Source organism: Pseudomonas syringae, from assembly GCF_021605415.1.
GTDB lineage: Bacteria > Pseudomonadota > Gammaproteobacteria > Pseudomonadales > Pseudomonadaceae > Aquipseudomonas > Aquipseudomonas syringae_S.
Genome location: NZ_WKEQ01000002.1, coordinates 154,956 through 181,261 on the forward strand (window position 1 = coordinate 154,956; position 26,306 = coordinate 181,261).

The 26,306-nt window shown below is 57.3% G+C and carries 24 protein-coding genes and 3 pseudogenes; 14 read left to right on the plus strand and 13 right to left on the minus strand.

Going from position 1 to position 26,306, the window contains the following annotated elements; all coding sequences use genetic code 11:
* Positions 1–20: 20 nt before the first annotated feature.
* A complete protein-coding gene (locus GIW69_RS02340) occupies positions 21–917 on the plus strand; it encodes a LysR family transcriptional regulator (RefSeq protein ID WP_236480528.1) in 897 nt (298 codons plus the stop codon).
* A 53-nt stretch (positions 918–970) separates the two neighbouring features.
* On the opposite strand, the pseudogene GIW69_RS02345 reads toward GIW69_RS02340, so the two are convergent.
* Positions 971–1,087, minus strand: a pseudogene (locus GIW69_RS02345) (magnesium transporter CorA); the annotation flags it as partial.
* A gap of 818 nt (positions 1,088–1,905) precedes the next feature.
* On the opposite strand from GIW69_RS02345, the pseudogene GIW69_RS26305 reads away from it, so the two are divergent.
* A pseudogene (locus GIW69_RS26305) lies at positions 1,906–2,016 on the plus strand (hypothetical protein); the annotation flags it as partial.
* 228 nt (positions 2,017–2,244) lie between these two features.
* Positions 2,245–2,949 (plus strand): methyl-accepting chemotaxis protein, encoded by a 705-nt coding sequence (locus GIW69_RS26310; protein WP_496570888.1) that lies wholly within the window; start codon positions 2,245–2,247, stop codon positions 2,947–2,949.
* A gap of 57 nt (positions 2,950–3,006) precedes the next feature.
* Here GIW69_RS26310 and GIW69_RS02355 read toward each other — a convergent pair whose 3' ends face one another.
* From GIW69_RS02355 to GIW69_RS02365, 3 genes are all read right to left on the minus strand, one after another.
* The gene (locus GIW69_RS02355; protein WP_236480530.1) at positions 3,007–4,191 is read right to left on the minus strand and encodes a GAF domain-containing sensor histidine kinase; all 1,185 of its coding nucleotides are present in this window, start codon (positions 4,189–4,191) and stop codon (positions 3,007–3,009) included.
* Positions 4,192–4,347: 156 nt separating this feature from the next.
* Positions 4,348–4,653 carry a PepSY domain-containing protein gene (locus GIW69_RS02360; RefSeq protein ID WP_236480531.1) on the minus strand — a complete coding sequence of 102 codons (306 nt, stop codon included), beginning with the start codon at positions 4,651–4,653 and terminating at the stop codon, positions 4,348–4,350.
* Between the two features lie 162 nt (positions 4,654–4,815).
* On the minus strand, positions 4,816–5,943 hold the full coding sequence (locus tag GIW69_RS02365) for a glycerophosphodiester phosphodiesterase (protein ID WP_236480532.1): 1,128 nt from the start codon (positions 5,941–5,943) through the stop codon (positions 4,816–4,818).
* 220 nt (positions 5,944–6,163) lie between these two features.
* On the opposite strand from GIW69_RS02365, the gene GIW69_RS02370 reads away from it, so the two are divergent.
* Positions 6,164–6,514, plus strand: a complete 351-nt coding sequence (locus tag GIW69_RS02370; RefSeq protein ID WP_236480533.1) for a DUF2025 family protein — start codon at positions 6,164–6,166, stop codon at positions 6,512–6,514.
* A 9-nt stretch (positions 6,515–6,523) separates the two neighbouring features.
* Here GIW69_RS02370 and GIW69_RS26315 read toward each other — a convergent pair whose 3' ends face one another.
* From GIW69_RS26315 to GIW69_RS02385, 4 genes and pseudogenes are all read right to left on the minus strand, one after another.
* Complete coding sequence (locus GIW69_RS26315) at positions 6,524–7,018, minus strand: methyl-accepting chemotaxis protein (protein WP_496570889.1); 495 nt, start codon at positions 7,016–7,018, stop codon at positions 6,524–6,526.
* 51 nt (positions 7,019–7,069) lie between these two features.
* Positions 7,070–7,843: pseudogene (locus GIW69_RS26320) on the minus strand (PAS domain-containing protein); the annotation flags it as partial.
* Positions 7,844–8,037: 194 nt separating this feature from the next.
* Positions 8,038–9,114: a diguanylate cyclase gene (locus GIW69_RS02380; protein WP_236480535.1), complete on the minus strand. Its 1,077-nt coding sequence runs from the start codon at positions 9,112–9,114 to the stop codon at positions 8,038–8,040.
* A 157-nt stretch (positions 9,115–9,271) separates the two neighbouring features.
* On the minus strand, positions 9,272–9,880 hold the full coding sequence (locus GIW69_RS02385; protein ID WP_236480536.1) for a TetR/AcrR family transcriptional regulator: 609 nt from the start codon (positions 9,878–9,880) through the stop codon (positions 9,272–9,274).
* A 214-nt stretch (positions 9,881–10,094) separates the two neighbouring features.
* On the opposite strand from GIW69_RS02385, the gene GIW69_RS02390 reads away from it, so the two are divergent.
* The gene (locus GIW69_RS02390; RefSeq protein WP_236480537.1) at positions 10,095–11,150 is read left to right on the plus strand and encodes an MBL fold metallo-hydrolase; all 1,056 of its coding nucleotides are present in this window, start codon (positions 10,095–10,097) and stop codon (positions 11,148–11,150) included.
* 290 nt (positions 11,151–11,440) lie between these two features.
* On the opposite strand, the gene GIW69_RS02395 is transcribed toward GIW69_RS02390, so the two are convergent.
* The gene (locus GIW69_RS02395; RefSeq protein ID WP_236480538.1) at positions 11,441–11,758 is read right to left on the minus strand and encodes a DUF3071 domain-containing protein; all 318 of its coding nucleotides are present in this window, start codon (positions 11,756–11,758) and stop codon (positions 11,441–11,443) included.
* A gap of 512 nt (positions 11,759–12,270) precedes the next feature.
* Here GIW69_RS02395 and GIW69_RS02400 point away from each other — a divergent pair.
* Positions 12,271–12,447 carry a hypothetical protein gene (locus tag GIW69_RS02400; RefSeq protein WP_236480539.1) on the plus strand — a complete coding sequence of 59 codons (177 nt, stop codon included), beginning with the start codon at positions 12,271–12,273 and terminating at the stop codon, positions 12,445–12,447.
* 5 nt (positions 12,448–12,452) lie between these two features.
* On the opposite strand, the gene GIW69_RS02405 is transcribed toward GIW69_RS02400, so the two are convergent.
* A complete protein-coding gene (locus tag GIW69_RS02405; RefSeq protein ID WP_236480540.1) occupies positions 12,453–13,424 on the minus strand; it encodes a hypothetical protein in 972 nt (323 codons plus the stop codon).
* A 170-nt stretch (positions 13,425–13,594) separates the two neighbouring features.
* Here GIW69_RS02405 and GIW69_RS02410 point away from each other — a divergent pair, with 170 nt between their 5' ends.
* Positions 13,595–14,692, plus strand: a complete 1,098-nt coding sequence (locus GIW69_RS02410) for an HNH endonuclease signature motif containing protein (protein ID WP_236480541.1) — start codon at positions 13,595–13,597, stop codon at positions 14,690–14,692.
* Between the two features lie 139 nt (positions 14,693–14,831).
* On the opposite strand, the gene GIW69_RS02415 is transcribed toward GIW69_RS02410, so the two are convergent.
* The 3 genes from GIW69_RS02415 to GIW69_RS02425 form a co-directional block, all read right to left on the minus strand.
* On the minus strand, positions 14,832–15,365 hold the full coding sequence (locus GIW69_RS02415; protein ID WP_236480542.1) for a BRO-N domain-containing protein: 534 nt from the start codon (positions 15,363–15,365) through the stop codon (positions 14,832–14,834).
* Between the two features lie 349 nt (positions 15,366–15,714).
* A complete protein-coding gene (locus GIW69_RS02420; RefSeq protein WP_236480543.1) occupies positions 15,715–16,965 on the minus strand; it encodes a ribonucleotide-diphosphate reductase subunit beta in 1,251 nt (416 codons plus the stop codon).
* A gap of 542 nt (positions 16,966–17,507) precedes the next feature.
* A complete protein-coding gene (locus GIW69_RS02425; RefSeq protein ID WP_236480544.1) occupies positions 17,508–17,768 on the minus strand; it encodes a DUF2790 domain-containing protein in 261 nt (86 codons plus the stop codon).
* A 351-nt stretch (positions 17,769–18,119) separates the two neighbouring features.
* On the opposite strand from GIW69_RS02425, the gene acs reads away from it, so the two are divergent.
* The 7 genes from acs (at position 18,120) to argR (ending at position 26,306) form a co-directional block, all read left to right on the plus strand.
* Entirely contained in the window at positions 18,120–20,075 is a 1,956-nt protein-coding gene (gene acs, locus GIW69_RS02430; RefSeq protein WP_236480545.1) for an acetate--CoA ligase, read from the plus strand.
* An 849-nt stretch (positions 20,076–20,924) separates the two neighbouring features.
* Positions 20,925–21,698, plus strand: coding sequence for an ABC transporter substrate-binding protein (locus tag GIW69_RS02435; RefSeq protein WP_236480546.1), 774 nt, complete (start codon positions 20,925–20,927; stop codon positions 21,696–21,698).
* Between the two features lie 92 nt (positions 21,699–21,790).
* Entirely contained in the window at positions 21,791–22,480 is a 690-nt protein-coding gene (locus tag GIW69_RS02440; protein ID WP_016773583.1) for an ABC transporter permease, read from the plus strand.
* Positions 22,477–23,175, plus strand: coding sequence for an ABC transporter permease (locus GIW69_RS02445; RefSeq protein ID WP_236480547.1), 699 nt, complete (start codon positions 22,477–22,479; stop codon positions 23,173–23,175). Before GIW69_RS02440 ends, GIW69_RS02445 begins: the two co-directional genes overlap by 4 nt.
* A gap of 1 nt (position 23,176) precedes the next feature.
* The gene (locus tag GIW69_RS02450; protein ID WP_236480548.1) at positions 23,177–24,289 is read left to right on the plus strand and encodes a M14 family metallopeptidase; all 1,113 of its coding nucleotides are present in this window, start codon (positions 23,177–23,179) and stop codon (positions 24,287–24,289) included.
* 27 nt (positions 24,290–24,316) lie between these two features.
* Positions 24,317–25,081, plus strand: coding sequence for an ATP-binding cassette domain-containing protein (locus GIW69_RS02455; protein WP_236480549.1), 765 nt, complete (start codon positions 24,317–24,319; stop codon positions 25,079–25,081).
* Positions 25,082–25,325: 244 nt separating this feature from the next.
* Positions 25,326–26,306 (plus strand): transcriptional regulator ArgR, encoded by a 981-nt coding sequence (gene argR, locus GIW69_RS02460; RefSeq protein ID WP_236480550.1) that lies wholly within the window; start codon positions 25,326–25,328, stop codon positions 26,304–26,306.

Sequence of the window (26,306 nt, forward strand, 5' to 3'; positions counted from 1 at the left end):
GAACAATCAGAAGGTCAGCCATGAACAAACTGGAACTGCTGCGCACGTTCGTGAGGGTCAGCGAATTGTCGAGTTTCACCCTCGCCGGGGAAGACCTCGGCTTGCCGCGTTCCACTGTGTCCGAGCATGTGCAGGCACTCGAAGCGCTGCTTGGCACGCGCCTGTTGCAGCGCACCACGCGCAAGGTTCAGGCGACTCAGGACGGTCTGGTGCTGTACGAGCGCAGCAAGAATTTGCTGTCGCACATGGACGAGATCGAGGGTTTGTTTCATCAGGACGAAGCCTCGTTGACCGGGCGCATCCGCATCGACTTGCCCAACATCCTGGCGCGGCAAGTGGTGATGCCGCGTCTGCCGACGTTCATGGCTCGGCATCCAAACCTTGAATTGGAAATCAGCAGTACGGATCGCCGTGTTGATTTGCTCGGCGAGGGTTTCGATTGCGTGTTGCGGGTCGGCGCGCAGCCGGATCAGACGGTGGTGGCGCGGCATCTGTGCGACTTCGTGATGGTCAACTGCGCGAGCCCGGCGTATCTCGAACGCTATGGCGTGCCACACAGCCTCGAAGACCTGACGCAGCATCGGCTCGTGCATTACGTCGGTGTGCTGGGCGCGCGTTCGGAAGGTTTTGTCTATGAGCACGACGGACGAGTACATCGGGTGCCGATGGCCGGCAGCGTAACGGTGAACAATACCGACGCCTACGAAGCGGCGTGCCTGGGCGGATTCGGCCTGATCCAGGCGCCACGCCGGGGGATGCAAGTGCATCTGGATCGCGGCGACCTTGTGAAGGTCTTGCCGCAATTCAACGCGCCGGCCCTGGAGGTTTCCTTGTTGTACGCCCGGCAGCGCCACCTGCCGCTACGGGTGCGGGCGTTCATGGACTGGCTGACCGACGTCATCCGCTCCAGCCCCTGATGATTCCGTTGTAGGAGCTACACCGGGCACGCGCTTCCAGCCGACCATGGTGCCGAGCCCACAATCAGTTCGCGGCGCACGCACACCCACAGTATCGACACGTCCGCAGACGCCCTGCTGCTGAGGTTAAACACCACGTCATTGACCACCTCCAGCAACGCCGAATCCACCTCGGCAGCCGCGTTCGCCTTGTAAAAAGAAGAATGAACTTTTTGTGACGGCAAAATGACCTCAAATCAATAACTTACCGGTGGTCGGATTATCTTCAAGAACCGCTCCGTAAGGCCGATCACCCTTAAGTTACGTTGCGCGCCGTTGGCCGATGGCCGCGGTTCGTCGACAGGGAAGTCCGGCCTATTTCACGCCCCAGTACGGCGTGTCTCATCCCTGTTACGAGTACCTTGCGATGTCTCTGCAAAAATCCTTGAGAGCCCAAATACTGGCCCTGCTCAGCGGTAGCCTGCTGGCGATGCTGTTGATCGCGCTGGCCTGTTTTCACTTCCTCTCCAACGGCGTGCAAAACTACAGTCAATTGATCGCCGGCCCTCTGCACACGTCGCAATTGATCGATGAAGCGAACCTGCAATTCAAAGTGCAGGTTCAGGAATGGAAGAACGTCCTGCTGCGTGGCAAGCTACCGTCCGACCTGGCCAAATACTGGGGCCTGTTCGAAGATCGTCAGCGCGATGTGCAGGGAATTTTGAGCGAACTGGCGAGCCAGAAAGGCATCGACGCGGGGCTCAAGACACGCATCGAACGCTTGCGCGAAGAACACCGTTTGCTCGGTGCCGCTTACCAGAAAGGGCGCGACGCCTTTGTGGCGGCCGGTGGTGATGCGGCGGCCGGCGACGCGGCGGTCAAGGGCATGGATCGTGCCGCCAGCGACCAAATGAGCGAACTGGTCGTCGAACTGCGCAAGCTAGGCACCGAACAATCGGCCGTCATCAGTGCCGACGCCGACCGCACGGTGTTGCTGGGGTTGCTGGTCATGCTCGCGTCGGGCCTGCTGATCGGTCTGCTGAGCCTGTGGCTGGTCAACCGCAATCTGGTCGACCCGATCCACAAGCTGATCGACTACGTCACGCAACTGAGCCGTGGCCGCTTCGCCGATCGCGTGGTCAGCCATCGTCGTGACGAGCTGGGCAATCTGGCCGCCGCGGCCAATACCCTGCGCGATTTTCTCTCTGAAACGTTTAACCGCTTGCAGCGCAGCGCCTCAGACCTTGATAGCGCCAGCGGCGAATTGCAATCGATTGCCAGCCTGATGGCCGGTGGCACCACCGAGCAATTCAGCCGCACCGATCAGGTGGCTACCGCAATGAACGAAATGTCCGCTACTGCCCAGGAAGTCGCGCGCCATGCCGCTGATGCCGCGCGGGCGGCCGACGATGCCGATCAGTCCGCTCAGCAAGGCGAAAAAGTCATGCAGGGCACTATCCACACCATCACCCAAATGCGCGGCGAAATCGCCAATACCGCCAGCGTGATTCGTCGTCTCGAAGCTGACAGTGGCCGCATCGGCAAAGTGCTCGAAGTGATTCGCGGCATCGCCGAACAGACTAACTTGCTCGCGCTCAACGCTGCCATCGAAGCGGCGCGTGCCGGTGAGGCCGGCCGCGGTTTTGCCGTGGTCGCCGATGAAGTGCGCAGCCTGGCGCAGCGCACGGCGGCCTCGATTATCGAAATCAATCAGATCATCCAGACCGTGCAGACCGGTGCGATAGACGCGGCGCAGGCCATCGAAAGCGGTCAATCGCGTAGCGATGAAAGCGTCAAGCAAGTGACTCAGGCGGGCGCCATGCTCGAACGTATTACCCATGCAGTCGAAGCGATTCGCGACATGAATCGTCAGATCGCCACCGCCGCTGAAGAACAAACGTCTGTGGCCGAAGACATCTCGCGCAACCTCACCGAGATCACCGCGATTGCGAGCACCAACCTCGACAACGTGCAACGAACCGAAACCGCCAGCCAGAATCTGCATGGCCTGTCGGGTGCGTTGAACGAAGTCACTGCGCGCTTGGGCGCCTGACGCGCGGACGGTGTACCGATTCGGATACCGAGTGCGTACACAGACCTCTGTAGGTGCTCAGGCAATCGGCAGGTGGAAGATGAAGACTGTGCCGTTCTGCGCATCCGAGGTGGCTTCGAGCGTGCCGCCGTGGGATTTGGCGATCTGGCTGGCAATGTACAACCCCAGTCCTAGGCCGGCCCTGGGTGTTTCGCCCTGTGCCGGTCGCGAGTACGGCTGAAACAGAAAGGGCAGGGCGCTGTCGGCGATCTGTCCCTCGTTCTTGACGGTCAGCACGAATTGCTCGTGGTCGATGGTGGCGCGCACTTCGACCGTGCCGCCCGGCTCTCCATGAGCCACGGCGTTGGCCAGCAGGTTGGACAACAATTGCCCCAGTCGCTCACGGTCGCAATGCAGTTCAGGCAAATCATCCAGGCGCGTGTCGATAATCACGCCGGGATGCACACTCTGGATTTCGCCCACCACCTGTTCGAGCACGGAGCGCACATCGGTGCAGGTTTGCAGACGCAGCGGAATGCCCTTGCCCTGACGGCCGCGAGCGAAATCCAGCACGTCGTCCACCAGTCGGGTCGCGCGGCGGGCGCTGCCGAGAATCTGCGTAAGACGCGCCGCAATGGGCGGTTCGGGGTTTTTGCGCAACAGCATTTCGGCGCCGGCGCTGATGGCGAACAACGGGTTGCGCAAATCATGCCCGAGGACGGCGATGAACTGTTCGCGCAGCACACTGGTATCCAGTTCGGCCTGCAACTCGGATTCGGCACGCTGCTGGTTTTCTTCTGCTTCGATCTGCAGGGCAAGCAGTCGTGCAAAAGATTCCAGCGTGACCCGGATGCTGCTGGACTTGAGTTCGGCGGGTGTCGGATCGAGCGCGCAAATCGTGCCGAAAAAACGCCCGTCGGTGCGGAACACTGGCACCGAAATATAGCTTTCGAACTGGTAAAGGCGCGGTGTGTGGTGATCGCGATAGAGCGGGTCGTCACTGGCCTTGTCGATCAGCACCGAGACATGATGGGCGCGAACTTCATGACACAGCGTGCTGGAGACCTCCAGTTCGCCGCCGACCTGCAGACCGATATTCAGTCGGTCAAGCACCGCGCAGGCTGTCCAGGAGTCTTCGGTGACCCGTGCCACGGCGGCGAAGCGCAAACCGGTCAATTCCTGAACCACCTGAAGCATGGCCGGAACGGCACTGATGCGACCGATGGTGGCGATATCTGCTACTACTGCTTGATCTGCGCCCATCGCTGGTTTCTCTGCACTCGTTGATTGAACCCCGGCAATACTAGCGGGCCGACGCGGATTTGGCGCGTCTGCATGCGGGACTGAAACGATTTCCCCACGCCAAAACGCAAAAAAGCCGCACGATCCGAAGATCGTACGGCTTTTAAAAGGTCGGTGTCAGGTGTCTTGCTTGTTGCTCAACACTTTGCCGGTGGCGGCGTCGAAGTCCACGTCGAACTCTTTGCCGTCGGCGGCGCGCAATTCAACTTCGTATTCGTAGCCGTCGAAATGGTTGTCCAGGTCAGTGTCAGTGATGGTCGCGCCCGGGTGCAACTTCAGGGCAGCCTGGTTCATTTCTTCCAGTGGCTTGATCTTGCCTTCCTTGACCAATTGAGGAATCTGGTCGACCCGCACGTCAGCCTGGGCCAGACCGGCGGTGAGGGTAAGAGCAGCGGCGGTGAACAGGGCAGTCAATGTTTTCATGGGTGGCTTTCCTTGGTTTGTTTCGTTTAAGTGGGGCCAGATTAACCAGCGCAACTTAATTCACCCTTAAAAATCCCTGCCTCGCAAAACGCTGCGTACCCTGTGACTGGGTGTGATCGATTTATGTGTAGGCGTTGCCGAAGGCTGCTCCTACACAAGCATTCAGAACCCGTTATTGCGCAACACCTGATCCACACTCGCCGCCGCCGGACGTTTAAAGAATTTCAACAACTCGCTGGCGCGGTTGGTGAAAATCCCGTCGACACCGGCGTCCATGACCTTTTGATAATCCACTGGCTCATCGATGGTGTAGACGTGCACCAGCAAACCCTGATCGTGGGTGAACTGGTTCATCCACGGCTGCACCAGATCCGAGTAACTCTGGTCGCCGCCGTGGGTCAGCGCCGCCGAAGGGCCGGTGCCGATGGCGCCTTGGGCTTTGGCGTATTCGACCCATTGCTGGAATTCAGCTTTGGATTTCGGTTCTTGCTTCGCATAGAAGGTGGCTTTGTCCTTCTCGCCAGAGTCGGCGAATTTCACCTTCGATTTTGGCTCGATGCTGCCCTCGCCAACCCACAGCAGAAGAATTTTCGGCACCTGCGGCATTTCTTTTTGCAGCAACTCGAGGCTGCTCTTCTCAAAGGTTTGCAGGATCACCCGGCCTTTGCCCTGACCGACAGCGAGTTCACTTTTTGCCAGCTTTGGACCCGCCGGGCTCAGCCAGCCGTGATCCTGGAGTTTCTCCTTGAGGTCTCGTTCGATCCCGGGAAACTGTTTCGGCTCTTTGGTTTCGATGTACAGACCGGGCTTGTGCAGGGGATTTGCCTGAGCGATGTCCATGATCTCGGTCAGGGTCAGGATTTTCAGCCCGACATAGGATGGCCGCGCACGCTCGGGATACGCGGCATTGAACCAGCTCCCGGCGTCCAGCGTTTTCAGTTCGGCCATGGTGAACTCATTGGCCGGACTGTCTTTACGCTCGGGGAATTTGCTCGCCACATCAGTGGTGCGCAGCAGGGTGTCGTCATGCAGGGCGAACAGTACGCCGTCCTTGCTGCGTTGCAGATCCATTTCCAGGTAATCGGCGCCCAGATCACGGGCCAGTTTGTAAGACGCGGCCGTGGATTCGGGCGCGTCAAAGGAAGCACCACGGTGGGCGATCACCGCCGGGTGCGGGATGCCATTGGCCGCAGACAAGTTGTCGGGGCTGATCGCGCTGGCGGCATGTGCCTGGCCGAGGCCGAGCGCCATGCTGAGCAACAGAACACTGCGGGTGAAGGTGGCGGGCATGATCGAGATCCTTTCGCTGACATTTTCAAAGACATCCCTTTTAACAACTGCAGCGATTGCGTGCTATCGCGAGACCGACATAAACGTATTGAAAGCGAAATTTCCCACGCGTTTGTGCTCTCGTTTGCAGTCCGCTGCGCCACGGCAACCGCTCCGGCAGAGGGCGTGCCATTCACCGGCCTTCGCGTGTAGACCATCGATTACTTTCGTGAGGGTTACCATGCGCATCACATCCGAACTCATTTGCCAGGCGGCCGACGCACTCAAAGGCTTCGTCGGCCTCAACCGCAAGACCGGCCAATTCATCGTGCGTTTCAGCGAAGACTCTTTCGGCATGGACGTTGCGGATGACGGCATCATCCCTGCCAGCGAATTCGTCTGGGCACCGGCGACGGAACACACGATGACGCTCAAACGCGAGCTGATCCAGTTGCTGCTGGATCAAAACATCGACGACCGGATCAACATCACCGAACCGCTGCGGGCGTATATGCACAAGCGCGAAGTGCCGGAAATTGTGGCGATTCGCAGTTTGCTTGCCCGCGAAGGCAACAACTCGGTTCCCAAGTGACATCAAACCTCAGCCCGGCGCTCGCTCATTGGCGAACATGCTCACCGCTTGTACCGCCTCACTGGCGCCGTCGCGAATCTGCAAAATAACCGTTCCCGCTTGATCCGCCAGTTGAACACCTTCGGCCGCACGGCCACGAGTGCCGTCCATGCTCTTGATCGCCTGGCGGGTTTCGCTCTGGATCAGCCCGATCATGTTGGAAATCTCCGCAGTCGAGCCGCTGGTGCGCGCCGCCAGTTGCCGCACTTCGTCAGCCACCACGGCAAAACCGCGTCCTTGTTCACCGGCGCGGGCGGCTTCAATGGCGGCGTTGAGCGCGAGCAGATTGGTCTGATCGGCAATCGCACGGATGGTATTGACGATGGCAGTGATTTGCTCGGAGCGCTCGCCCAGTTGCGCGATCAGGTTGGACGAGTCGGCGATGTCGTGGGCAATTTCGCGCATCTCGCGGGCGGCTTGCTGGATCACCTGCGTGCCGTGTTCGGCGACTTTCCGGGTTTCCACCGAGATGTGATAGGCCGCACTGGCGCTTCGGGCATCTTGCTCATGTTGCTCGACTCGGGCGGTGACGTCCGAGGCGAATTTCACCACTTTGCACAAGCGCCCGGCGGCGTCATACACCGGGTTGTAGTTGGCTTCGAGCCACACCGTGCGGCCGTGTTTGTCGACACGCTCGAACTGACCGTGAAAAAACTCGCCCTGATTGAGTCGGCGCCAGAAGTCCTGGTAAGCGGCGCTGTTGACCAGTTCGCCGGTGCAGAACAAACGGTGATGTTTACCTTTAAGTTCGGCCAGCGTGTAACCCATCCGCGTCAGGAAATTCTGGTTTGCTGTAAGAACTTTGCCGTCGAGATCGAATTCAATCACCGCCATCGCCCGATCGATCGCGTGCAACTTGGCGTTGGCCTCGCTTTCCTGCTGCATCTTCACCGTGACGTCCATGGCGTACTTGACCACTTTCACCACGCGTCCCGATGCATCCTTGATCGGGTTGTAACTGGCCTGAAGCCAGATCGGCCGGCCTTCGCTGTCGACGCGTTCGAAAGTACCGGACTGGAACTGGCCGCTTTTCAAGCGTGACCACAAGTCGGTGTACTGAGTGCTGCGAGCAAACTCCGGCGTGCAAAAACGGCGATGGGGCTGGCCGATCACCTGTTCCGGCGAGTGACCCAAGGTCTTCAGGAAGTTGTCATTGGCACGTAACACCACGCCTTCGAGATCAAATTCGATCACGGCCATGGAGCGGTCAATGGCATCCAGCAGGCCGGTTTGTTGAAAAAGGGACTGCTGGAGATCGGCGAGGGCGGATTTGTGACGGTTGAAAAACATGCATGAAGTCTCTGGAAAATAGGGAAAACCGAGGATGTCTGTCCCTATTCCCGCGCCGGCCGACCGAATGCACGGATGGCGTTCGGCATAGACATGCTCAAAGCCATCAGTCCGGTTGCTGGCAGTACGCTACTTATACAAAACTCTACAAACTTGTACAAGAAATCGATTTTTTCATTGTGTTGTATAAGTTTTCAGGCGTTGGACGGGTTGGCATTTTTCAGCATTGGACGAGTCACCGCGACGCTGACAGTGTTGCGCCCCGTGTGTTTGGCGGTGTAGAGCGCCTTGTCGGCGTCGTCCAGCCAAGCCAGCGCGTCGGTATAAGAAATTTGATAGCGCGCAATGCCGATGCTCAAGCTGACCCGCAGGTTCGGTATTGCAGGGTGGCGATATTGAAGCAACGTTTGGCGCAGTTGTTCCATTCGCGCCTCGGCTTCGTGCAATGGCAGATTTTGTAGCACCACGCAGAATTCGTCACCGCCATAACGTCCGGCGAGTTCGCCGTCATCAAGCAGGTGTTTGAGCTCGTGGCTCATTTCGCGCAGCACCGTGTCACCGACAATGTGCCCGTAACTGTCATTGATGATTTTGAAGTGGTCGATGTCAATCAGGGCCAGCGTGGACTGGATGTTGTGTTCGCGGCATTGCTTGAATTTCAGATGCAGCAGATCTTTCCAGGCGCCGTGGTTGAGCAGCCCGGTCAGGCTGTCGGTGCGACTCAAGGCGCTGAGCGCGCGTTTGTGTTCGGCGAGTTTGATCGCCAGCCGATAACACACCAGACCCAGTGCCAGTGGATACAGCGTGAGCATGGGCAAGCAGGCCCAAATCTGCAGTTGCGAGGTGGTGGCGGTGAAATGCACGCCGAATATCGACCAGCCCAGCAGTATGCCGATCAATTGCGCGAGGGCACCGAACAAGAACAACCGTTGACCACCGGCCGAGACATTGTTCATGGTCATCATCGACAAAATGGTCACGGTGGTTAGCGGATTGAACTGAAAACATGCCGCCCAGAAACCGCCTAACACCGAGTCGTACAGCAAGTTACGACGCTCGGCGCGATAGGGAAATGCCGAACGAATCGACCATTGAAACGCCAGGTGCGGCCAGAGAAACCCGTTGAACAGCAGCAACACCCAGATCCACGGCGGCGGATTTAACGGGTCCAGCGCGGCGGCAACGCTGAAGAAGCCGATAGCCAGCCCAATGGTCCGGGGCAAGTAAATGCGCCGGGCGAATGACAAGCCTTTGCCCCGTTGGTTATCCATAAGGTTTTTGCGCCAGATTCATTCTGAAACACTTTGCAGTGTTCTAATCAGACTGACCGGTCGTCGGTCATTGGCGGACATTGTCATTTATTCCAGCGGGAATGATCAGTGTCCTTCTGAGCCATTTACCGTGGGCTGGCACGCCAGAGCTGGCGGATTAGAGCTGATAGCACGTCAAAAACATGTCCATGGCGGACTCTGCGACCGAGATTTGCCTGTCAGCATCAAGCGGCGCCTGGCCCATGGAGATCTGTGGCCAGAACCCGAACGACTTGAGCAAGCCTTGCAACTGATGTGCGGCGAACGCCGGATCCACGGCTTTGAGGCGCTTGTCCGCTTGTGCCGCGCGAATCCAGACGGTCAGGCCTTCTTCGCGCTCGCTCATGCGCTCGACCATATTTTGAGCACGTTCCGGGGAATGGATTGTGGCGGCAATCGCCACTCTTGCCAGCACCAGAAAGTTGTCGTCGGACATCATTTGCAGCTTCGCCAGCAGGATTCGTCGCAGTTGTTCGCGCAGCGGTTGTTCTGGCTCATAGGGCGCCGCTTGCTCGGCAGTGATTCGCGTCCATAGCTGATTAAGAATTTCGGCGAACAATTCTTCCTTGCTCGGAAAGTGGTTGTACACAGTGCGCTTCGACACGCAGGCCTTGGCCGCGATCTTGTCCATGCTGGTGACCTCGAACCCGTTGACCCGGAATTCGGCAATCGCCGCCTGAATAATGGCTTCGCGTTTGCGGTCGGTGAGGCGCTGTGGAGCTGTCATAAATGAACTTCGGCAGAAGAGGATAGGAATTACACTTGGCAGTTTACTTGTCATCGGCTTTGATGCAACCTACGAAACTACACCGTCGAGTGTAATCTTTCCTTAACCGGGGAAGCTTAAAAGCAGAATGTCCGGCTGATGCGTGCGTGCCTTGGCCCTTTATCGTCCAACCATGGAAGCCGTGAATTGCGCGGTTTTCTGGAGTTTCTCAGTTATGGCCAATTCAATTTCTTCTGCGGACAACAACACTACGCCTGAAGCATCCCGCCAGGCTCAGGGGCTGTTTCGCAACCATGCACCCGTGAAGCGTGAAGGTTTTCGCAAGACCTTGCGCATCATGTGGAACATGATCTTCCACAAACCGCAAAGCACCCGGCCGACCGCAGCGATTCCAGTACAAAAGCTGACGTTGGCTGACCTGATGGCTGCGCCTAACCACAGTGTTTATCGCCTCGGCCATTCGACCCTGCTATTGAAGATGCAGGACAAATTCTGGATCACCGACCCGGTCTTTGCCGAACGCGCCTCGCCAGTGCAATGGGCCGGTCCGAAACGATTCCACCAGCCGCCAATCAGTATCGACGAATTACCGCCGATCGAAGCGGTGATCTTGTCGCACAACCACTACGATCACCTCGATTACGGGGCTGTGCTTAAACTGGCCGATAAAACGAACTACTTCCTGACCCCGCTGGGCGTCGGCGACACGCTGATCAAGTGGGGCATCGATGCTGTCAAAGTTCGCCAGTTCGACTGGTGGCAAGGTACTGAAGTTGAAGGTATCCGCTTTATCGCTACACCGTCACAACACTTTTCCGGCCGAGGCCTGTTTGACGGTAACAGCACCCTCTGGGCATCGTGGGTGATGATCAATGGCGACACGCGAATCTTCTTCAGCGGTGACACCGGTTACTTCGACGGCTTCAAGCGCATCGGCGAACAATACGGCCCATTCGACCTGACCCTGATGGAAACCGGCGCCTATAACGTCGAATGGCCCCACGTGCACATGCAACCCGAAGAAACCCTGCAAGCCCACCTCGACCTCAAGGGCCGCTGGCTGCTCCCGATCCACAACGGCACTTTCGACCTGGCCATGCACGCCTGGCATGAACCCTTCGACCGCATCCTCGCCCTGGCCTGGGAGCGCAATGTTGCGATCACCACGCCGCAAATGGGCGAGGCGTTTCATCTGGCGCAACCGCAGCGCGGCGAGGCTTGGTGGCTGGGGTTGGAAGCAGAGGGGGAGGTGGTTGCCCAAGAAGCCTGAAAGCTCTGAATCTGTTCACTGTTGAGGCGAACAGATTGATTCAGAGTTTCTTTCTCATCAACGATGAGGCCGGCACGTCACAAAATCTTCCTCGAAGAATATCGTCCAGTTTCAAGAGAGACTTCGAGGCTTTGTGCTGCTTCCGCTTCACTGATTTTTCTGGTTTCTATCGATGAAGCCAGTTTGATCACGAGCCCGGATTTGGTTTGCATATCGTGAACATTCGCAAACTCTAAATCCTGATAAACGCTTCCTTGGGCTTACGTTGATTTCAATCAGGTTTTGATTCCTCATTCGGCCATTGCATAGTCGCTGTGCCCCACCAACGCCTGCCCCGTATCCTTTCCACTCGCACTACGCCCCGGCGCAAACCCCGGGAAGAAAACCAATCCCTGCGCCTCAAACCGATACGCCAGCGCCAGACGCGTCGCATCCGCCACCTCGCGTTGCGCTTCAAATCGCTGGATGTCTTCCACCGAAACGCCGGCTTCACGCGACAGTTGTTCAATGCTCCAGCCCAACATGATCCGCGCCTGGGCGCAGTGGGTCGGGGTGAACTGGAAGAGGGCAATACGTTCGAGGATGAGGTTCATCGCAAGAGAGGCCATGGTGTGCTCCGGGCTCAAGAGTGCTGATTGAAAATGTACTGTGTTTTTGTACAGTTGTTTTTGATTTGGAGCAAATGCAATTTTTGATTTTTTCGGGTTTGCCCGGCCGAACCAGACAGACGGCTATCCGGCACAGGTTGGGATAGCGCCGGACTGCAACTGAAACCACAAGGCTGAAGATATGCGAGCTTAGAGGCGCACACTCAGACGTCGCAGCAAAAGATTGGCGGCTATCGGGCGTTTGCAGAAAGGTCTTACGCGCCTTGAAGAATCTTTCCTTCAGATGACAGCCAGTCGCGCCGCGAGCGCGATTCCCTGCGTGCGGGCGACTGGATGAAACGGCAAACCTTGTGTTTAAGATGCGGGCATCTCGATAACACGATCATTGAAAAAGGAGGGTGTCTGTCGATCAGTGAAAGTGACTGGAAAAAGCACGAATCTTAGGGCAGATGCGATCAAACACGCCTTCATGCAATGGGTCGACGGCAGCGTGATGTTTGAGCGCGAATAACATGGTGAAAGGTTCGAAAGAGCAAAAAGATCATTTCTACCCGAATGAAGAAAGGGTTGCGCACTGGCTGCGCCAATACAGTGGTCACGATGACACGGGTATGCAAAATACGCTGGCGCGCCGCAAGCAAGCCGACCTGGAAATCCGCGCGTTCAAGCAGCAGGCAGAAAGGTACTAAGCGCTTTACGCCAACCCCGGTGCTTCCCGCACAATAAAGTGATCCAGACTCTCGATGTTGGCACTGAACACCCCGAACGTTTGCTCGGGGTTCTTCTTGCTCGGCACCTGCTTCAACTCCGGCGTCACTCCGTAGAAGAAGCAGAACAACTCTTTCTCACTGTCGATCGCATGTTTGATCTCTTCCAGAAAAGCCTTGCGCTTGCGGTAGTTGTCGATCAGTTTCTTGCTCAAGTACACGTTCACCGAGTAAGGCTTCTTCTTCGCCTCATCCGTCTGCTTGAACCAGACCTTTTGCTCGAAATCGATGCGAAAGCTCTGAGTGTAATCCTTGATCTCCTTGATCTTGCCCCAGTAAATCAGCCCTTTGTTGTCCGTCAAATATTCAATCTTCTTGAAGAACGACCCGTAAGGCGCCGTGTGCTCGCCGATCTTCAACGGCACACGCTTGAGCAGCTCTTTGTCTTCGAAGTTCGAAACAAAACACTCCACGGGATGGGCGAAAACACTGGTCTTGTCGGGCGCCGATTCGTGGGGCGATGATGCTTTCGCGGTTACCGCTTTAACCGGCCCCGCGCCATCGCGCAGCACATCCGCCGCCCCCGCCGGAACCGCAGGCTTGCGCACATACTCACGCCGCGTCAGCAACAACTCCGAAGGAAAATGCTCCTCGCGCCCATCATCTTCCGCCTCAACGCCCGACGCCAGAGCTCGCAAACTCACATACGGACAACCCGCTACATGCTGAGTGCTCGGCAAATTCTTGAAATGCGGCGTGCGCACGTAATTCACATTTTTCGCGTTGAACGTACCCAACTCGTTCGCGGCATCAAATGCAGAACGGCAGGCATCGTTCGGGCACTGGAAATGTTCCTTGGCGGAATCGAAAGCCACCGTCTCATCAAAATTCAGATCGCGAACGTCATAAATCGACAACTTGTCATCGAGGCTGAGGCAGTAAGCGAGATCGAATTTCATGGTGGGGCTCGGATCCTTGAGGAGAAGATGGAGTGTTAACGAGTTAGGGGAGCACGTCGCTTTAACACCTATAAATAGTGGCTCTTTGCTCTGTCATGTATTGAAACCCTTTTGGAGTTTGGAGACTATAGGAATTTTCCTACAGCCATTAACTACAAAAGGCGGTACTCGTGGTGATCAAGGCGGTCTCGAAGGAACGAATAGGCAGCGCGATGCTGGAGTTTGATCATAAATTTCGGAGTAGGCCTGAGTGGCGGGACTGGGAAAACAACCAAGCTCATCGTTATGCAATTAACGCTGGAGGTGAGCTGTATCCAGTAAAGAAAATCATCTCTCTGGCGACTGGTATTTCCGTAGGCGAGTTTTCGGGCGGGCATCCTGCCAACAGTTACCTTAAGAAGCGAGGTTTCACTGTTGTGGAGTTGCCGCGCGGAGAGGGTGAGCTAGTGTTGCAGTTCACGCCGGAGGCTATTTACGATCGAAAAACTGAAATCAATGGTCCGTTCGGCGGTAGTCGGCAGAGCGGCATTGCAGCATCAGCTATCTATCCAGTGATTTTTTTGTTCACTGGCGATAGCGGTGAACAATACGGTTATGCAGATCGTTGGGACGGCGGCGCCTACCTTTACACGGGCGAAGGGCAGCGAGGTACGATGACTTTGACTCGTGGCAACCGCGCTATTGCTGAGCATGCCGTGAATGGCCGAGCACTGCATTTGTTTAAGTCACTCGGCAAAGGAAAAGGCTGCGCTTATGTGGGTGAGTTTTCTTGTGCTGATATGTTCACGCGGACTCAACCGGATGTAACTGGCCAGGATCGTGCGGCTATTGTTTTTCGACTAGTCCCTGTTGGTATTTCTGGCGGAACGATTGAGGTTGGTAAAGAGGACGAGGATAAGGCTGACCTTCCTGAGTCTCTGGCTGCTGCGCGGCTGGTAGCGTTGGCTGCATGTAAGCTTGCCAGTGATGGAATCGTGCAATCCGCCCCGCGTAAAATTTATGAGCGTAGTCGGAAGGTCTCGTACTACGTATTGATGCGTGCTCAGGGAATATGTGAAAGCTGTGAGATGCCAGCTCCGTTCTTGAAAAAAGATGGCACACCCTATTTAGAGCCGCATCATGTGAATAGGCTCTCCGATGGCGGTTTAGACCACCCACGGTTTGTGGCAGCTGTATGTCCAAGTTGTCACCGGGAAATTCACTCTGGAGTGCATGGCGCATTGGTGAATCAGAGATTGAAGCTTCGCTTGGAAGCAATTGAAGGTTGAGTATGCCCATCACGGGTTTTCTTTTTCGTACACATATGTACGCCGAGGGGGCAAACCCTCGGTCGATATTGATTGGTTGCCATGAACTCCTTACGAAGAGTCGGTATGGGACTCGCAAGTGCTCCTATAAACACGTCACCTAACTCATTGAGCGCTTCGAAGATTGGAACGCCTGAGCAACTCGTCGCCACCAAGGTCGAATTATAGTGATTCTTCGCTGAGTCTGATCCCGCAACAGATAAGGCATATCCCGCAGCCGAATCCAGCCCTCATCCTGCCAATGCAGCAGACTCAACGACATCTCTGGCCAATCCAACAAGCTCAGCATTGGCCGATTTGAATCTCCCGAATCTGATGCGTCGCGCAAGGTCGGCACTACCTCATTAGTCAGCCACTCACGCAACAACCGATTCCCCGGAACATAGTGATAGACCAACAGCGCGTACACCCCAGATTCACTGAGCATCAACTGCTGTTCTGGTTCTCGAAAGTACTCAATCCACAAGACGCGGCGTTGATCGCTATCTAGCTTGTTGACCACCCGCTCATTCAGATGGAAACCCATCAAGCGGCCGACATCGCGGGCGGAGAACCATGGCTGGTTTTCGAGTAAAAGGGCATGTAGAGAAAGATTGTGGCGAGAGAACACTATTACCGGGAGCGGATCAGACATATCTATGACCTCTACGTTTTAGATTTTGGGAGGCCTGACCCCAACGTAGAGTGGACTTAATAAATCCCAACGAGCAGAGCAGTTGCCACCGACGAATTACACGTCTGTGTCACTGACCAAGCTTTCTACGTTGGGCGTTTCTTAGGCACCTGTGATGGAGCTTAGTAGTGCTCGTAGCAGGCTTCAATGGGAAGCGACTGTAAGTGCTGTAGGAGATTGAACGCTGTGACGTAGGCGTAAAAAAGATTACCGCTCGCCCATAAAAAAAGCCCCGATCATATCGGGGCTTTTTTGCTTTCTCGATTCACCGACTCAGGCAGCAATCGTCAAATCGTGCCAAGCGAGACCATTAGTCCCAGCTCAGAGCACCACCAGTCTGATACTCAATAACCCGCGTCTCAAAGAAATTCTTCTCTTTCTTCAAGTCCATAATCTCGCTCATCCAAGGGAACGGGTTAGTCGTCCCTGGGTACTCTTCCTTCAAACCGATCTGCGACAAACGACGGTTAGCGATGAACTTCAGGTAGTCCTCCATCATCGCCGCGTTCATGCCCAATACGCCGCGAGGCATGGTATCCCGTGCGTATTCGATTTCCAGTTGAGTGCCTTGCAGGATCATCTGGGTCGCTTCTTCCTTCATCTCGGCATCCCACAGGTGCGGGTTTTCGATTTTGATCTGGTTGATCACGTCGATGCCGAAGTTCAGGTGCATGGATTCGTCGCGCAGGATGTATTGGAACTGCTCGGCGACGCCGGTCATTTTGTTGCGGCGGCCCATGGAGAGGATTTGGGTGAAGCCGCAGTAGAAGAAGATGCCTTCCAGAACGCAGTAGTAGGCGATCAGGTTGCGCAGCAGCTCTTTGTCGGTGTCCGGGGTGCCGGTTTCGAATTTCGGATCGGAGATCGAGCGGGTGTATTTGAGGCCCCAGGCGGCTTTTTTCGCGACCGATGGGATCTCGTGGTACATGTTGAAGATTTCGCCTTCATCCATGGCCAGGGATTCGATGCAGTACTGGTAGGCGTGGGTGTGGATCGCCTCTTCGAACGCCTGGCGCAGGATGTACTGGCGGCATTCCGGGTTGGTGATCAGGCGGTACACGGCCAGCACCAGGTTGTTGGCAACCAGGGAGTCGGCGGTGGAGAAGAAGCCGAGGTTGCGCATGACGATGCGGCGCTCGTCGTCGGTCAGGCCTTCCGGGTTACGCCACAGGGCGATGTCGGCGGTCATGTTGACTTCTTGCGGCATCCAGTGGTTTGCGCAGCCGTCGAGGTATTTCTGCCAGGCCCAGTCGTACTTGAATGGCACGAGTTGGTTGAGGTCGGCGCGGCAGTTGATCATGCGCTTTTCGTCAACGGCGACACGGGCGGAGGCGCCTTCGAGTTCGGCGAGGCCTTCGGCGACGTCGAGGGAATTCAGTGCAGCCTTGGCGCGGGCTACGGCAGCCGAGTCGTCGGCGGTCACGGCGCGGGCTTCGAGCGCGGCGATGCCGCCGGCGTTGTCGAGGCGATCCATGTTGGCTTCAGCAGCGTGGCCGGCGTTGGCGCCTTTCGGTGCTGCTGCTTCACTGTCTTCTTTGTCGAATTCGTCCCAGCTCAGCATGACGTGTCGTCTCCTGCGTGAGGGCCTGTGCCCGTGTGAAACCTGGTGGATTGGTTTTTCACACGGTCGTACAGACCGCGTTGGATGTCGTTTTTTGCAGCGATGCACGCAGGCAAATAAACAGAAATTTTGACGGGTTCCGAGAGCCTCTGATGGGCGCAATCAGCGTTGAACGCTGTTGCGGGGCTTCAGAATGGCTTTTGATCCCTGTAAGGGAATATTGCTGACCCGTATGGGGCGGCATTATAGGGAAAAAAACACGGCTGTGCTGAGGCGAATCCGCGCATGGAGCGGTCGAGGCGGGTGGTTTTTCGACGAGAGTGAGGGTTTACAGGGCTTTGCCGGTGAAAGATTTTTTTTCGTAAAAATCTCGCCAATGTGATTTTGCTCAAAAAACGAACAAAAAAACCGGTTTTTCACTACATCTAGTGTTTTGCAAGCATTTTTGCCGGCTTCAAACACAACTTAGCCCGACCGAAGTCGGGCTGGAATCGACCTTCAATGACGCGCTGAAAGGTCCAATTCGGTGCAGTCTGGAATCATCAGTTGGTGCAGCCGTTGCCCATCACGCTGTACCGCAGAATATGCCGCTGACCTTTGGAGTCGTCATATTCCATTTTCGCGGGAACAACTTCGCAAACATTCGGAATTTCGCTCATGGAAACCACTTTGGCAACGTCCAGGTGGGTGGAGTAAGTGTATTCCTCTACAACGGGTTGTTGCTGCGCGACATCAGTCTGCGCCTCGTCTGCCATGGCGGTTGCGCACAAGCTGCTGAGGGCCAGAACTAATAAAGCTTTCATTTCAAAGTCACCTTTTTAAGGTCGAGTGGGGTCACGCAACCTTTTTGGGGTTGCGTGTGGAACTTCAACGCTTGGGAATTTGATTAACGGCCTTCGTGGGGGCTGTAACGTTGTTAATCGGCTTGCCTTGTCGGCGAGGCAGATTTTAGGGAGGTGAGGCGAGGGTAAACAGCCAGAGTTTTGATAAACACTTTTGGCATATTCGGTAACAATCCCGTGTAGGAGCTGCGGCAGACCCGGGCTGCGGGGGCGCGCGCAGGGGTTGTTACTACCATCGTCGAATGGTTCTATGGGCCCGGCCCGGCTACAACGGGGTCATACAAAAACAACTATTTCACCGAGGTAAGAAAGATGAGTGCGGCTTCTCTGTATCCCGTTCGTCCCGAGGTTCTGGCCAATACGCTGACTGACGAGGCGACCTACAAAGCCATGTACCAGCAGTCGGTCGTCAACCCTGACGGCTTCTGGCGCGAGCAGGCCAAGCGTCTCGACTGGATCAAGCCCGCCACCACGGTGAAGCAGACTTCCTTCGACGATCATCATGTCGACATCAAATGGTTCGCCGATGGCACGCTGAACGTTTCCTACAACTGCCTCGACCGTCATCTGGCCGAGCGTGGCGATCAGATCGCAATCATCTGGGAAGGTGACGACCCTTCCGAGAGCCGCAACATCACTTACCGCGAATTGCATGAAGAAGTCTGCAAGTTCGCCAACGCCTTGCGCGGCCAGGACGTTCACCGTGGCGACGTGGTGACTATCTATATGCCGATGATCCCCGAAGCCGTGGTCGCCATGCTGGCCTGCACCCGGATCGGCGCGATTCACTCGGTGGTGTTCGGCGGTTTCTCGCCGGAAGCCCTGGCCGGTCGCATCATCGATTGCCGCTCCAAAGTGGTGATTACGGCCGACGAAGGCATCCGCGCCGGCAAGAAAATCCCGCTCAAGGCCAACGTCGACGACGCGCTGACCAACCCGGAAACCAGCAGCATCCAGAAAGTCATCGTGTGCAAGCGCACCGGTGGCGGCATCAAGTGGAACCAGCATCGCGACATCTGGTACGAAGACCTGATGAAAGTGGCCGGCACCGTTTGCGCGCCGAAAGAGATGGGCGCCGAAGAAGCGCTGTTCATCCTGTACACCTCCGGTTCGACCGGCAAGCCGAAGGGCGTGCAGCACACCACCGGCGGTTATCTGTTGTACGCGGCGATGACCCACGAGCGCGTGTTCGACTACCGTCCGGGCGAAATCTACTGGTGCACCGCCGACGTCGGCTGGGTCACTGGTCACTCGTACATCGTCTACGGCCCGCTGGCCAACGGCGCGACCACTCTGCTGTTCGAGGGCGTGCCGAACTACCCTGATATCACGCGGGTGGCGAAGATCGTCGACAAGCACAAGGTCAACATCCTCTACACCGCGCCGACCGCAATCCGCGCGATGATGGCGTCGGGCAACGCAGCAGTTGAAGGCGCCGATGGCAGCAGTCTGCGCCTGCTCGGTTCGGTCGGCGAGCCGATCAACCCGGAAGCCTGGGACTGGTACTACAAGAATGTCGGCAAGTCCCGTTGCCCGATCGTCGATACCTGGTGGCAGACCGAAACCGGCGGCAACATGATGAGCCCATTGCCGGGTGCTCATGCCCTCAAGCCGGGTTCGGCGGCGCGTCCGTTCTTTGGTGTGGTACCGGCGCTGGTCGACAACCTCGGCAACATCATCGAGGGCGAGGCCGAGGGCAATCTGGTGATCCTCGATTCGTGGCCAGGTCAGGCCCGCACGCTGTATGGCGATCACGACCGTTTCGTCGACACCTATTTCAAAACCTTCCGTGGCATGTACTTCACCGGTGACGGCGCCCGTCGTGATGCCGATGGTTACTACTGGATCACCGGTCGCGTTGATGACGTGCTCAATGTGTCCGGCCACCGCATGGGCACGGCCGAAATCGAAAGCGCGATGGTGGCCCACCCGAAAGTCGCCGAGGCGGCGGTGGTCGGTGTGCCGCACGACATCAAGGGGCAGGGCATTTATGTCTACGTCACGTTGAAAAATGGCGAGGAGCCGAGCGAGCAATTGCGTCTTGAGCTGAAGAACTGGGTGCGCAAGGAGATCGGGCCGATTGCTTCGCCGGACGTGATCCAGTGGGCGCCGGGGCTGCCGAAGACGCGGTCGGGCAAGATTATGCGACGGATCCTGCGCAAAATTGCCACGGCTGAATATGACGGGTTGGGGGATATCTCAACCTTGGCTGATCCGGGTGTGGTGCAGCATTTGATTGACACCCACAAGACCATGAACGTCGCGTAAGCGGCGGGGTTGAGTGAATCAGAAGCCTCGTCCGGTAATGCCGGGCGGGGCTTTTTTGTGCCTGAGGGTTTTGCGGTGCTTGGGCTGGCCCCATCGCTGGCAAGCCAGCTCCCACACTGATTTGTGTCGGGGTCTGAAATCTGGATTCGGCGCCGGCATTGGTAGGAGTGAACCTGCTCGCGATAGCGGTGTATCACCCAAATCAAATGTTGGATTCGCTTGCGCATCGCGAGCAGGCTCACTCCTACAGCGATTTTGTGTCGAACCCGAGAAATCTCGACTCACCGCCGAACACTGTGGGAGCTGGCTTGCCAGCGATGGCGATCTGTCAGGTGGCACAGCAATTCAGCCAATATTTATCGACTTCATCCGACAGTCCATTCCCACTGTTACCGCCCGATCTTCAAACAACACAATGTGTAACCTCGCCGCCCCGCAACGGGGCGAAGGGAAACGTAACGCCCCATTTCAGGTCTGCAAACCTTGCGCTAAAAAATAAGACATAACCCCGCGCTTGCCGGATTAGAAGGCTTTGCCAATAATAGGCCCGCAATTTGCAACATTGATCGGTTTACTGTCTTTTGCTCTTGCATGATTTTGCAGGGCTGTCAATGTGCTCGGGCGGGTTTCTCGGTGCATCTGTAATTAGTTGTCGCATTGAAGAAATATCGGCCTCGGGCCTGTCGTTAGAATGCCGATCACTCGCTCGTCGTGGCTGATGTTGAAATTCACACCGGTTTCAACGGGAAATTTCCTGGCGACGCAGCAACGATTTCCAGTACCACCCATTCGCATATTGGGCTCTCGCTCACTCTGCCGTTTTTGCCCTTTTACCGATGGAGTCCCAAGATGAAGAAACTTGTGCTGCTTGGCGCCCTGGCACTGTCCGTGCTGTCCCTGCCGACCTTCGCCGATGAGAAGCCTGTAAAAATTGGTATCGAAGCGGCCTACCCTCCGTTCGCTTCCAAAGCGCCGGACGGCAGCATCGTTGGTTTCGATTACGACATCGGCAATGCCCTCTGCGAAGAAATGAAAGTCAAGTGCGTGTGGGTCGAGCAAGAGTTCGACGGCCTGATCCCGGCGCTGAAAGTGCGTAAGATCGACGCGATCCTGTCGTCCATGTCGATTACTGAAGACCGCAAGAAGTCCGTGGACTTCACCAATAAGTACTACAACACCCCGGCTCGCCTGGTCATGAAGGAAGGCACCCAGGTCAGCGAAGGCCTGACCGAGTTGAAGGGCAAGAACATCGGCGTGCAGCGTGGCTCGATCCACGAGCGTTTCGCCCGCGAAGTCCTCGCGCCGCTGGGTGCCGAAGTCAAACCATACGGCTCGCAGAACGAAATCTACCTCGACGTGGCTGCCGGTCGTCTCGACGGTACCGTGGCAGACGCTACCCTGTTGAATGACGGCTTCCTGAAAACCGACGCCGGCAAAGGCTTCGCGTTCGTCGGTCCAGCATTCACCGACGTCAAATACTTCGGCGACGGCGTCGGCATCGCCACCCGCAAGGGCGACGCACTGAAAGACAAGATCAACACCGCCATCGCGGCCATTCGCGAGAACGGCAAGTACAAGCAAATCCAGGACAAGTACTTCGACTTCGACATTTACGGCAAGTAAACACGTCGCAACGACACGTCCAAAATGGCGCAAGCAACAGGATCTCTGCGGTTTGCGCCATTTTTTCATCCCAACATTCGAGGACCTGAATCATGTTGAAAGGCTACGGGGCTGTCATCCTCGATGGCGCATGGCTGACGCTTCAGCTCGCCTTGTCGTCCATGGCCCTGGCCATCGTTCTCGGGCTGATCGGTGTCGCGCTGCGTCTGTCGCCGGTGCGCTGGCTCGCCTGGCTGGGCGACCTGTATTCCACGGTGATCCGTGGCATTCCCGACCTGGTGCTGATTCTGCTGATCTTCTACGGCGGTCAGGACTTGCTCAATCGCGTTGCGCCGATGCTCGGTTATGACGACTACATCGACCTGAATCCGCTGGCCGCCGGTATCGGCACCCTGGGTTTCATCTTCGGTGCGTACCTGTCCGAAACCTTTCGTGGCGCGTTTATGGCGATCCCTAAAGGTCAGGCCGAAGCGGGCATGGCGTATGGCATGAGCAGTTTTCAGGTGTTCTTCCGGGTGATGGTGCCGCAGATGATTCGCCTGGCGATTCCCGGTTTTACCAACAACTGGCTCGTACTGACCAAGGCCACCGCGCTGATTTCCGTGGTCGGTCTGCAAGACATGATGTTCAAGGCCAAGCAGGCGGCCGACGCCACCCGCGAACCTTTCACCTTTTTCCTCGCTGTGGCGGCGATGTACCTGGTGATTACCAGTGTCTCGTTGCTGGCATTGCGTCACCTTGAGAAGCGCTACTCGGTAGGCGTAAGGGCGGCTGATCTATGATCTTCGACTACAACGTCATTTATGAGGCTTTGCCGCTGTACTACGGCGGCTTGCTGACCACGCTCAAACTGCTCGCGCTGTCGCTGTTTTTCGGTCTGATGCTGGCGTTGCCTTTGGGGCTGATGCGCGTCTCGAAGAACAAGGTTGTCAATGGCTCAGCCTGGCTCTACACCTACGTGATTCGCGGCACACCGATGCTGGTGCAGCTGTTTTTGATCTACTACGGTCTGGCCCAGTTCGAAGCCGTGCGCGAGAGTGTTTTCTGGCCATGGCTGTCGAGCGCGACGTTCTGTGCGTGTTTTGCCTTTGCGATCAACACCAGCGCCTACACCGCCGAGATCATTGCCGGTAGCCTGCGGGCCACGCCGAACGGCGAGATCGAAGCCGCCAAGGCCGTGGGCATGTCGCGCTTCAAGATGTACAAACGCATCCTGCTGCCCTCAGCCCTGCGCCGGGCACTGCCGCAGTACAGCAACGAAGTGATCATGATGCTGCAGACCACCAGTCTGGCATCCATCGTGACCCTGATCGACATCACCGGCGCCGCCCGTACCGTCAATGCGCAGTACTATCTGCCGTTCGAGGCGTACATCACCGCCGGCGTGTTTTACCTGTGCCTGACCTTCATTCTGGTGCGCCTGTTCAAACTGGCCGAGCGTCGCTGGCTGGGCTACCTGGCCCCACGGAAGCATTGATATGGAACGCATCGATCACGTATTGCCGTGGAGTCATCTGGGCAGCGAACGCCGTATTTCAGTGTTCCGCTTCGGCAGCGGCGAGCGCAAAGCCTACATCCAGTCCAGCCTGCACGCCGACGAGTTGCCGGGCATGCGCACCGCTTGGGAACTGAAGAAACGCCTCGGCGAGCTCGAAGCCAAAGGCCTGCTCAATGGTGTGATTGAACTGGTGCCGGTGGCCAATCCGCTGGGTCTGGGTCAGCTGCTGCAAGGCAATCACCAAGGTCGTTTCGAGGCCGGCAGCGGCAAGAATTTCAACCGCGATTTCGTCGAGCTGAGCGCGCCGGTCGCGGCTGCGCTGGCCGACAGTCTGGGCGACGATCCCCACGCCAACATTCGCCTGATTCGTCAGGCGATGGCTGATCATCTCGCAGCTTTGCCAGAAGCGAGCAGCCAGTTGCAGGGCATGCAGCGCGTCTTGCTTAGCCATGCCTGCACTGCCGATGTGGTGCTCGATCTGCACTGCGACGCCGAAGCCGCGCTGCACATGTATGCCCTGCCGCAACACTGGCCGCAGTGGCGTTCGCTGGCGGCGCATTTGAACGTGCGTGTCGGTCTGCTGGCGGAAGATTCCGGCGGCAGTTCGTTTGACGAAGCGTGCTCGCTGCCGTGGCTGCGACTGTCACGGCTGTTTCCGGACGCGCAGATTCCACTGGCGTGTCTGGCGACCACCATCGAGCTGGGCGGTCAGGCTGACACCGGTCGCGTTGAAGCCGAGGCTTACGCTGAAGGCATTCTCGCGTTCCTCGCCGAGCAAGGCCTGATCACCGGCGAGTGGCCGAACCCGGCGCACGAACCGTGCGAAGGCATGCCGTTCGAAGGCACTGAGTTGTTGTTGGCGCCGCACCCGGGTGTGGTGAGTTTCCTGCGCAAGCCCGGCGAATGGGTCGAGGCGGGCGACGAGATTTTCGAAGTGATTGATCCTGTGTCCGATCGGGTCAGCACGGTATGTGCTGGTACATCCGGGGTGCTGTTTGCCATTGAACGGCTGCGCTATGCCCAACCCGGTTTCTGGCTGGCCAAGGTGGCGGGGCGCGAAGCGCTGCGTCACGGGCGCTTGCTCAACGACTGACTGACTGTTTTTGTGAGAACCGACCGCATGTACAAACTTGAAGTCCAAGACCTGCATAAACGCTATGGCAGTCACGAAGTGCTCAAGGGCGTGTCCCTGAAAGCGGCAGCCGGCGATGTGATCAGCATCATCGGCTCCAGTGGCTCCGGCAAAAGTACCTTTCTGCGCTGCATCAACCTGCTGGAGCAGCCGCACGCGGGCAAGATTCTGCTGAACAACGAAGAGCTGAAACTGGTGGCCAACAAGGACGGCGCGCTGAAAGCTGCTGATCCGAAACAGCTGCAGCGCATGCGTTCACGCCTGTCGATGGTGTTCCAGCATTTCAACCTGTGGTCGCACATGACCGCGATTGAAAACATCATGGAAGCGCCGGTTCATGTGCTGGGCATGTCCAAGCCTGAAGCCCGCGAGAAAGCCGAGCATTACCTGAACAAGGTGGGTGTGGCGCATCGCAAGGATGCTTATCCGGGGCACATGTCCGGTGGCGAGCAGCAGCGTGTGGCCATTGCCCGGGCGCTGGCGATGGAACCGGAAGTCATGCTGTTTGACGAACCAACCTCGGCCCTCGACCCGGAACTGGTCGGCGACGTGCTGAAAGTCATGCAGGCGCTGGCGCAGGAAGGCCGCACCATGGTTGTGGTAACCCACGAAATGGGCTTCGCCCGTGAAGTGTCGAACCAGTTGGTGTTCCTGCACAAAGGTATTGTCGAAGAGAGCGGCGACCCGCGCGAAGTGCTGGTTAATCCGCAATCGGAGCGTTTGCAACAATTCCTCTCGGGCAGCCTCAAGTAAACGCTGCCGTTATGCACCAGATTAGGGCATGCTTCGCGACCTAGAGGCTGGCCTAAATCCTTGTGGGAGCTGGCTTGCCAGCGATGGCGTCTGGTCAGATTGCATCCATGGCATAGACACACCGCCATCGCTGGCAAGCCAGCCCCTACATGGGATGTTTGTTGGTTTTGAGGTTTTGTGTGTGTTTACGGGCTAGCATTGGCCCACGTCTTCATCACTGTTTTTCGTTTCGGATTGCCCGCCCATGACTGCCCATCGAATTGGTTTCCTGATTTGGCCCAGCACTAAAGCCTTGACGCTGGCGCTGGCGGAGGAAGCCTTGCGTGTTGCTCAGCGTGTGCATCCGGACGTGGTTTACGAACTGTCGTTCCTGCAAGCCGAACCGCCAACCGAAGGCGCCTGGCAACTGCCCGGCGAGCCGTGGGCCGGCAAGCTGGAAAACTTCCAGAAACTGTTCCTGCTCGCCGACGAGCCACCAACCGCTTTGGCGCCACCGCTCAGCAGCGCGTTGAAGCAGCTGGTGCGCGCCGGCTGCGTCATTGGCGGTTTGTCCGCCGGCGTGTATCCGCTGGCGCAGCTCGGGTTGCTCGACGGTTACCGCGCCGCCGTGCACTGGCGCTGGCAGGACGATTTCGCCGAGCGTTTCCCGAAAGTCATCGCCACCAGTCATCTGTTCGATTGGGATCGTGATCGCCTGACCGCGTGCGGCGGGATGTCGGTGCTCGACTTGTTGCTGGCGGTGCTGGCGCGCGATCACGGCGCGGAACTGGCCGGTGCGGTCTCCGAAGAGCTGGTGGTCGAGCGCATCCGCGAGGGTGGCGAGCGTCAGCGCATTCCGTTGCAGAACCGTTTGGGCTCCAGCCATCCGAAGCTCACCCAGGCGGTGTTGCTGATGGAAGCCAACATCGAAGAGCCGCTGACCACCGACGAAATCGCCCAGCACGTGTGCGTGTCCCGTCGCCAGCTGGAGCGCATCTTCAAGCAATACCTCAACCGCGTGCCGAGCCAGTACTACCTGGAGCTGCGCTTGAACAAGGCCCGGCAGATGTTGATGCAGACCAGCAAGTCGATCATCCAGATCGGCCTGTCCTGCGGTTTCTCGTCGGGGCCGCATTTCTCCAGCGCCTATCGCAACTTCTTCGGTGCCACGCCGCGCGAAGATCGCAACCAGCGGCGCAGCAGCAGTCCGTTCGAGTTGTCGTCAGTGCCGTCCGAACGCGGCTAA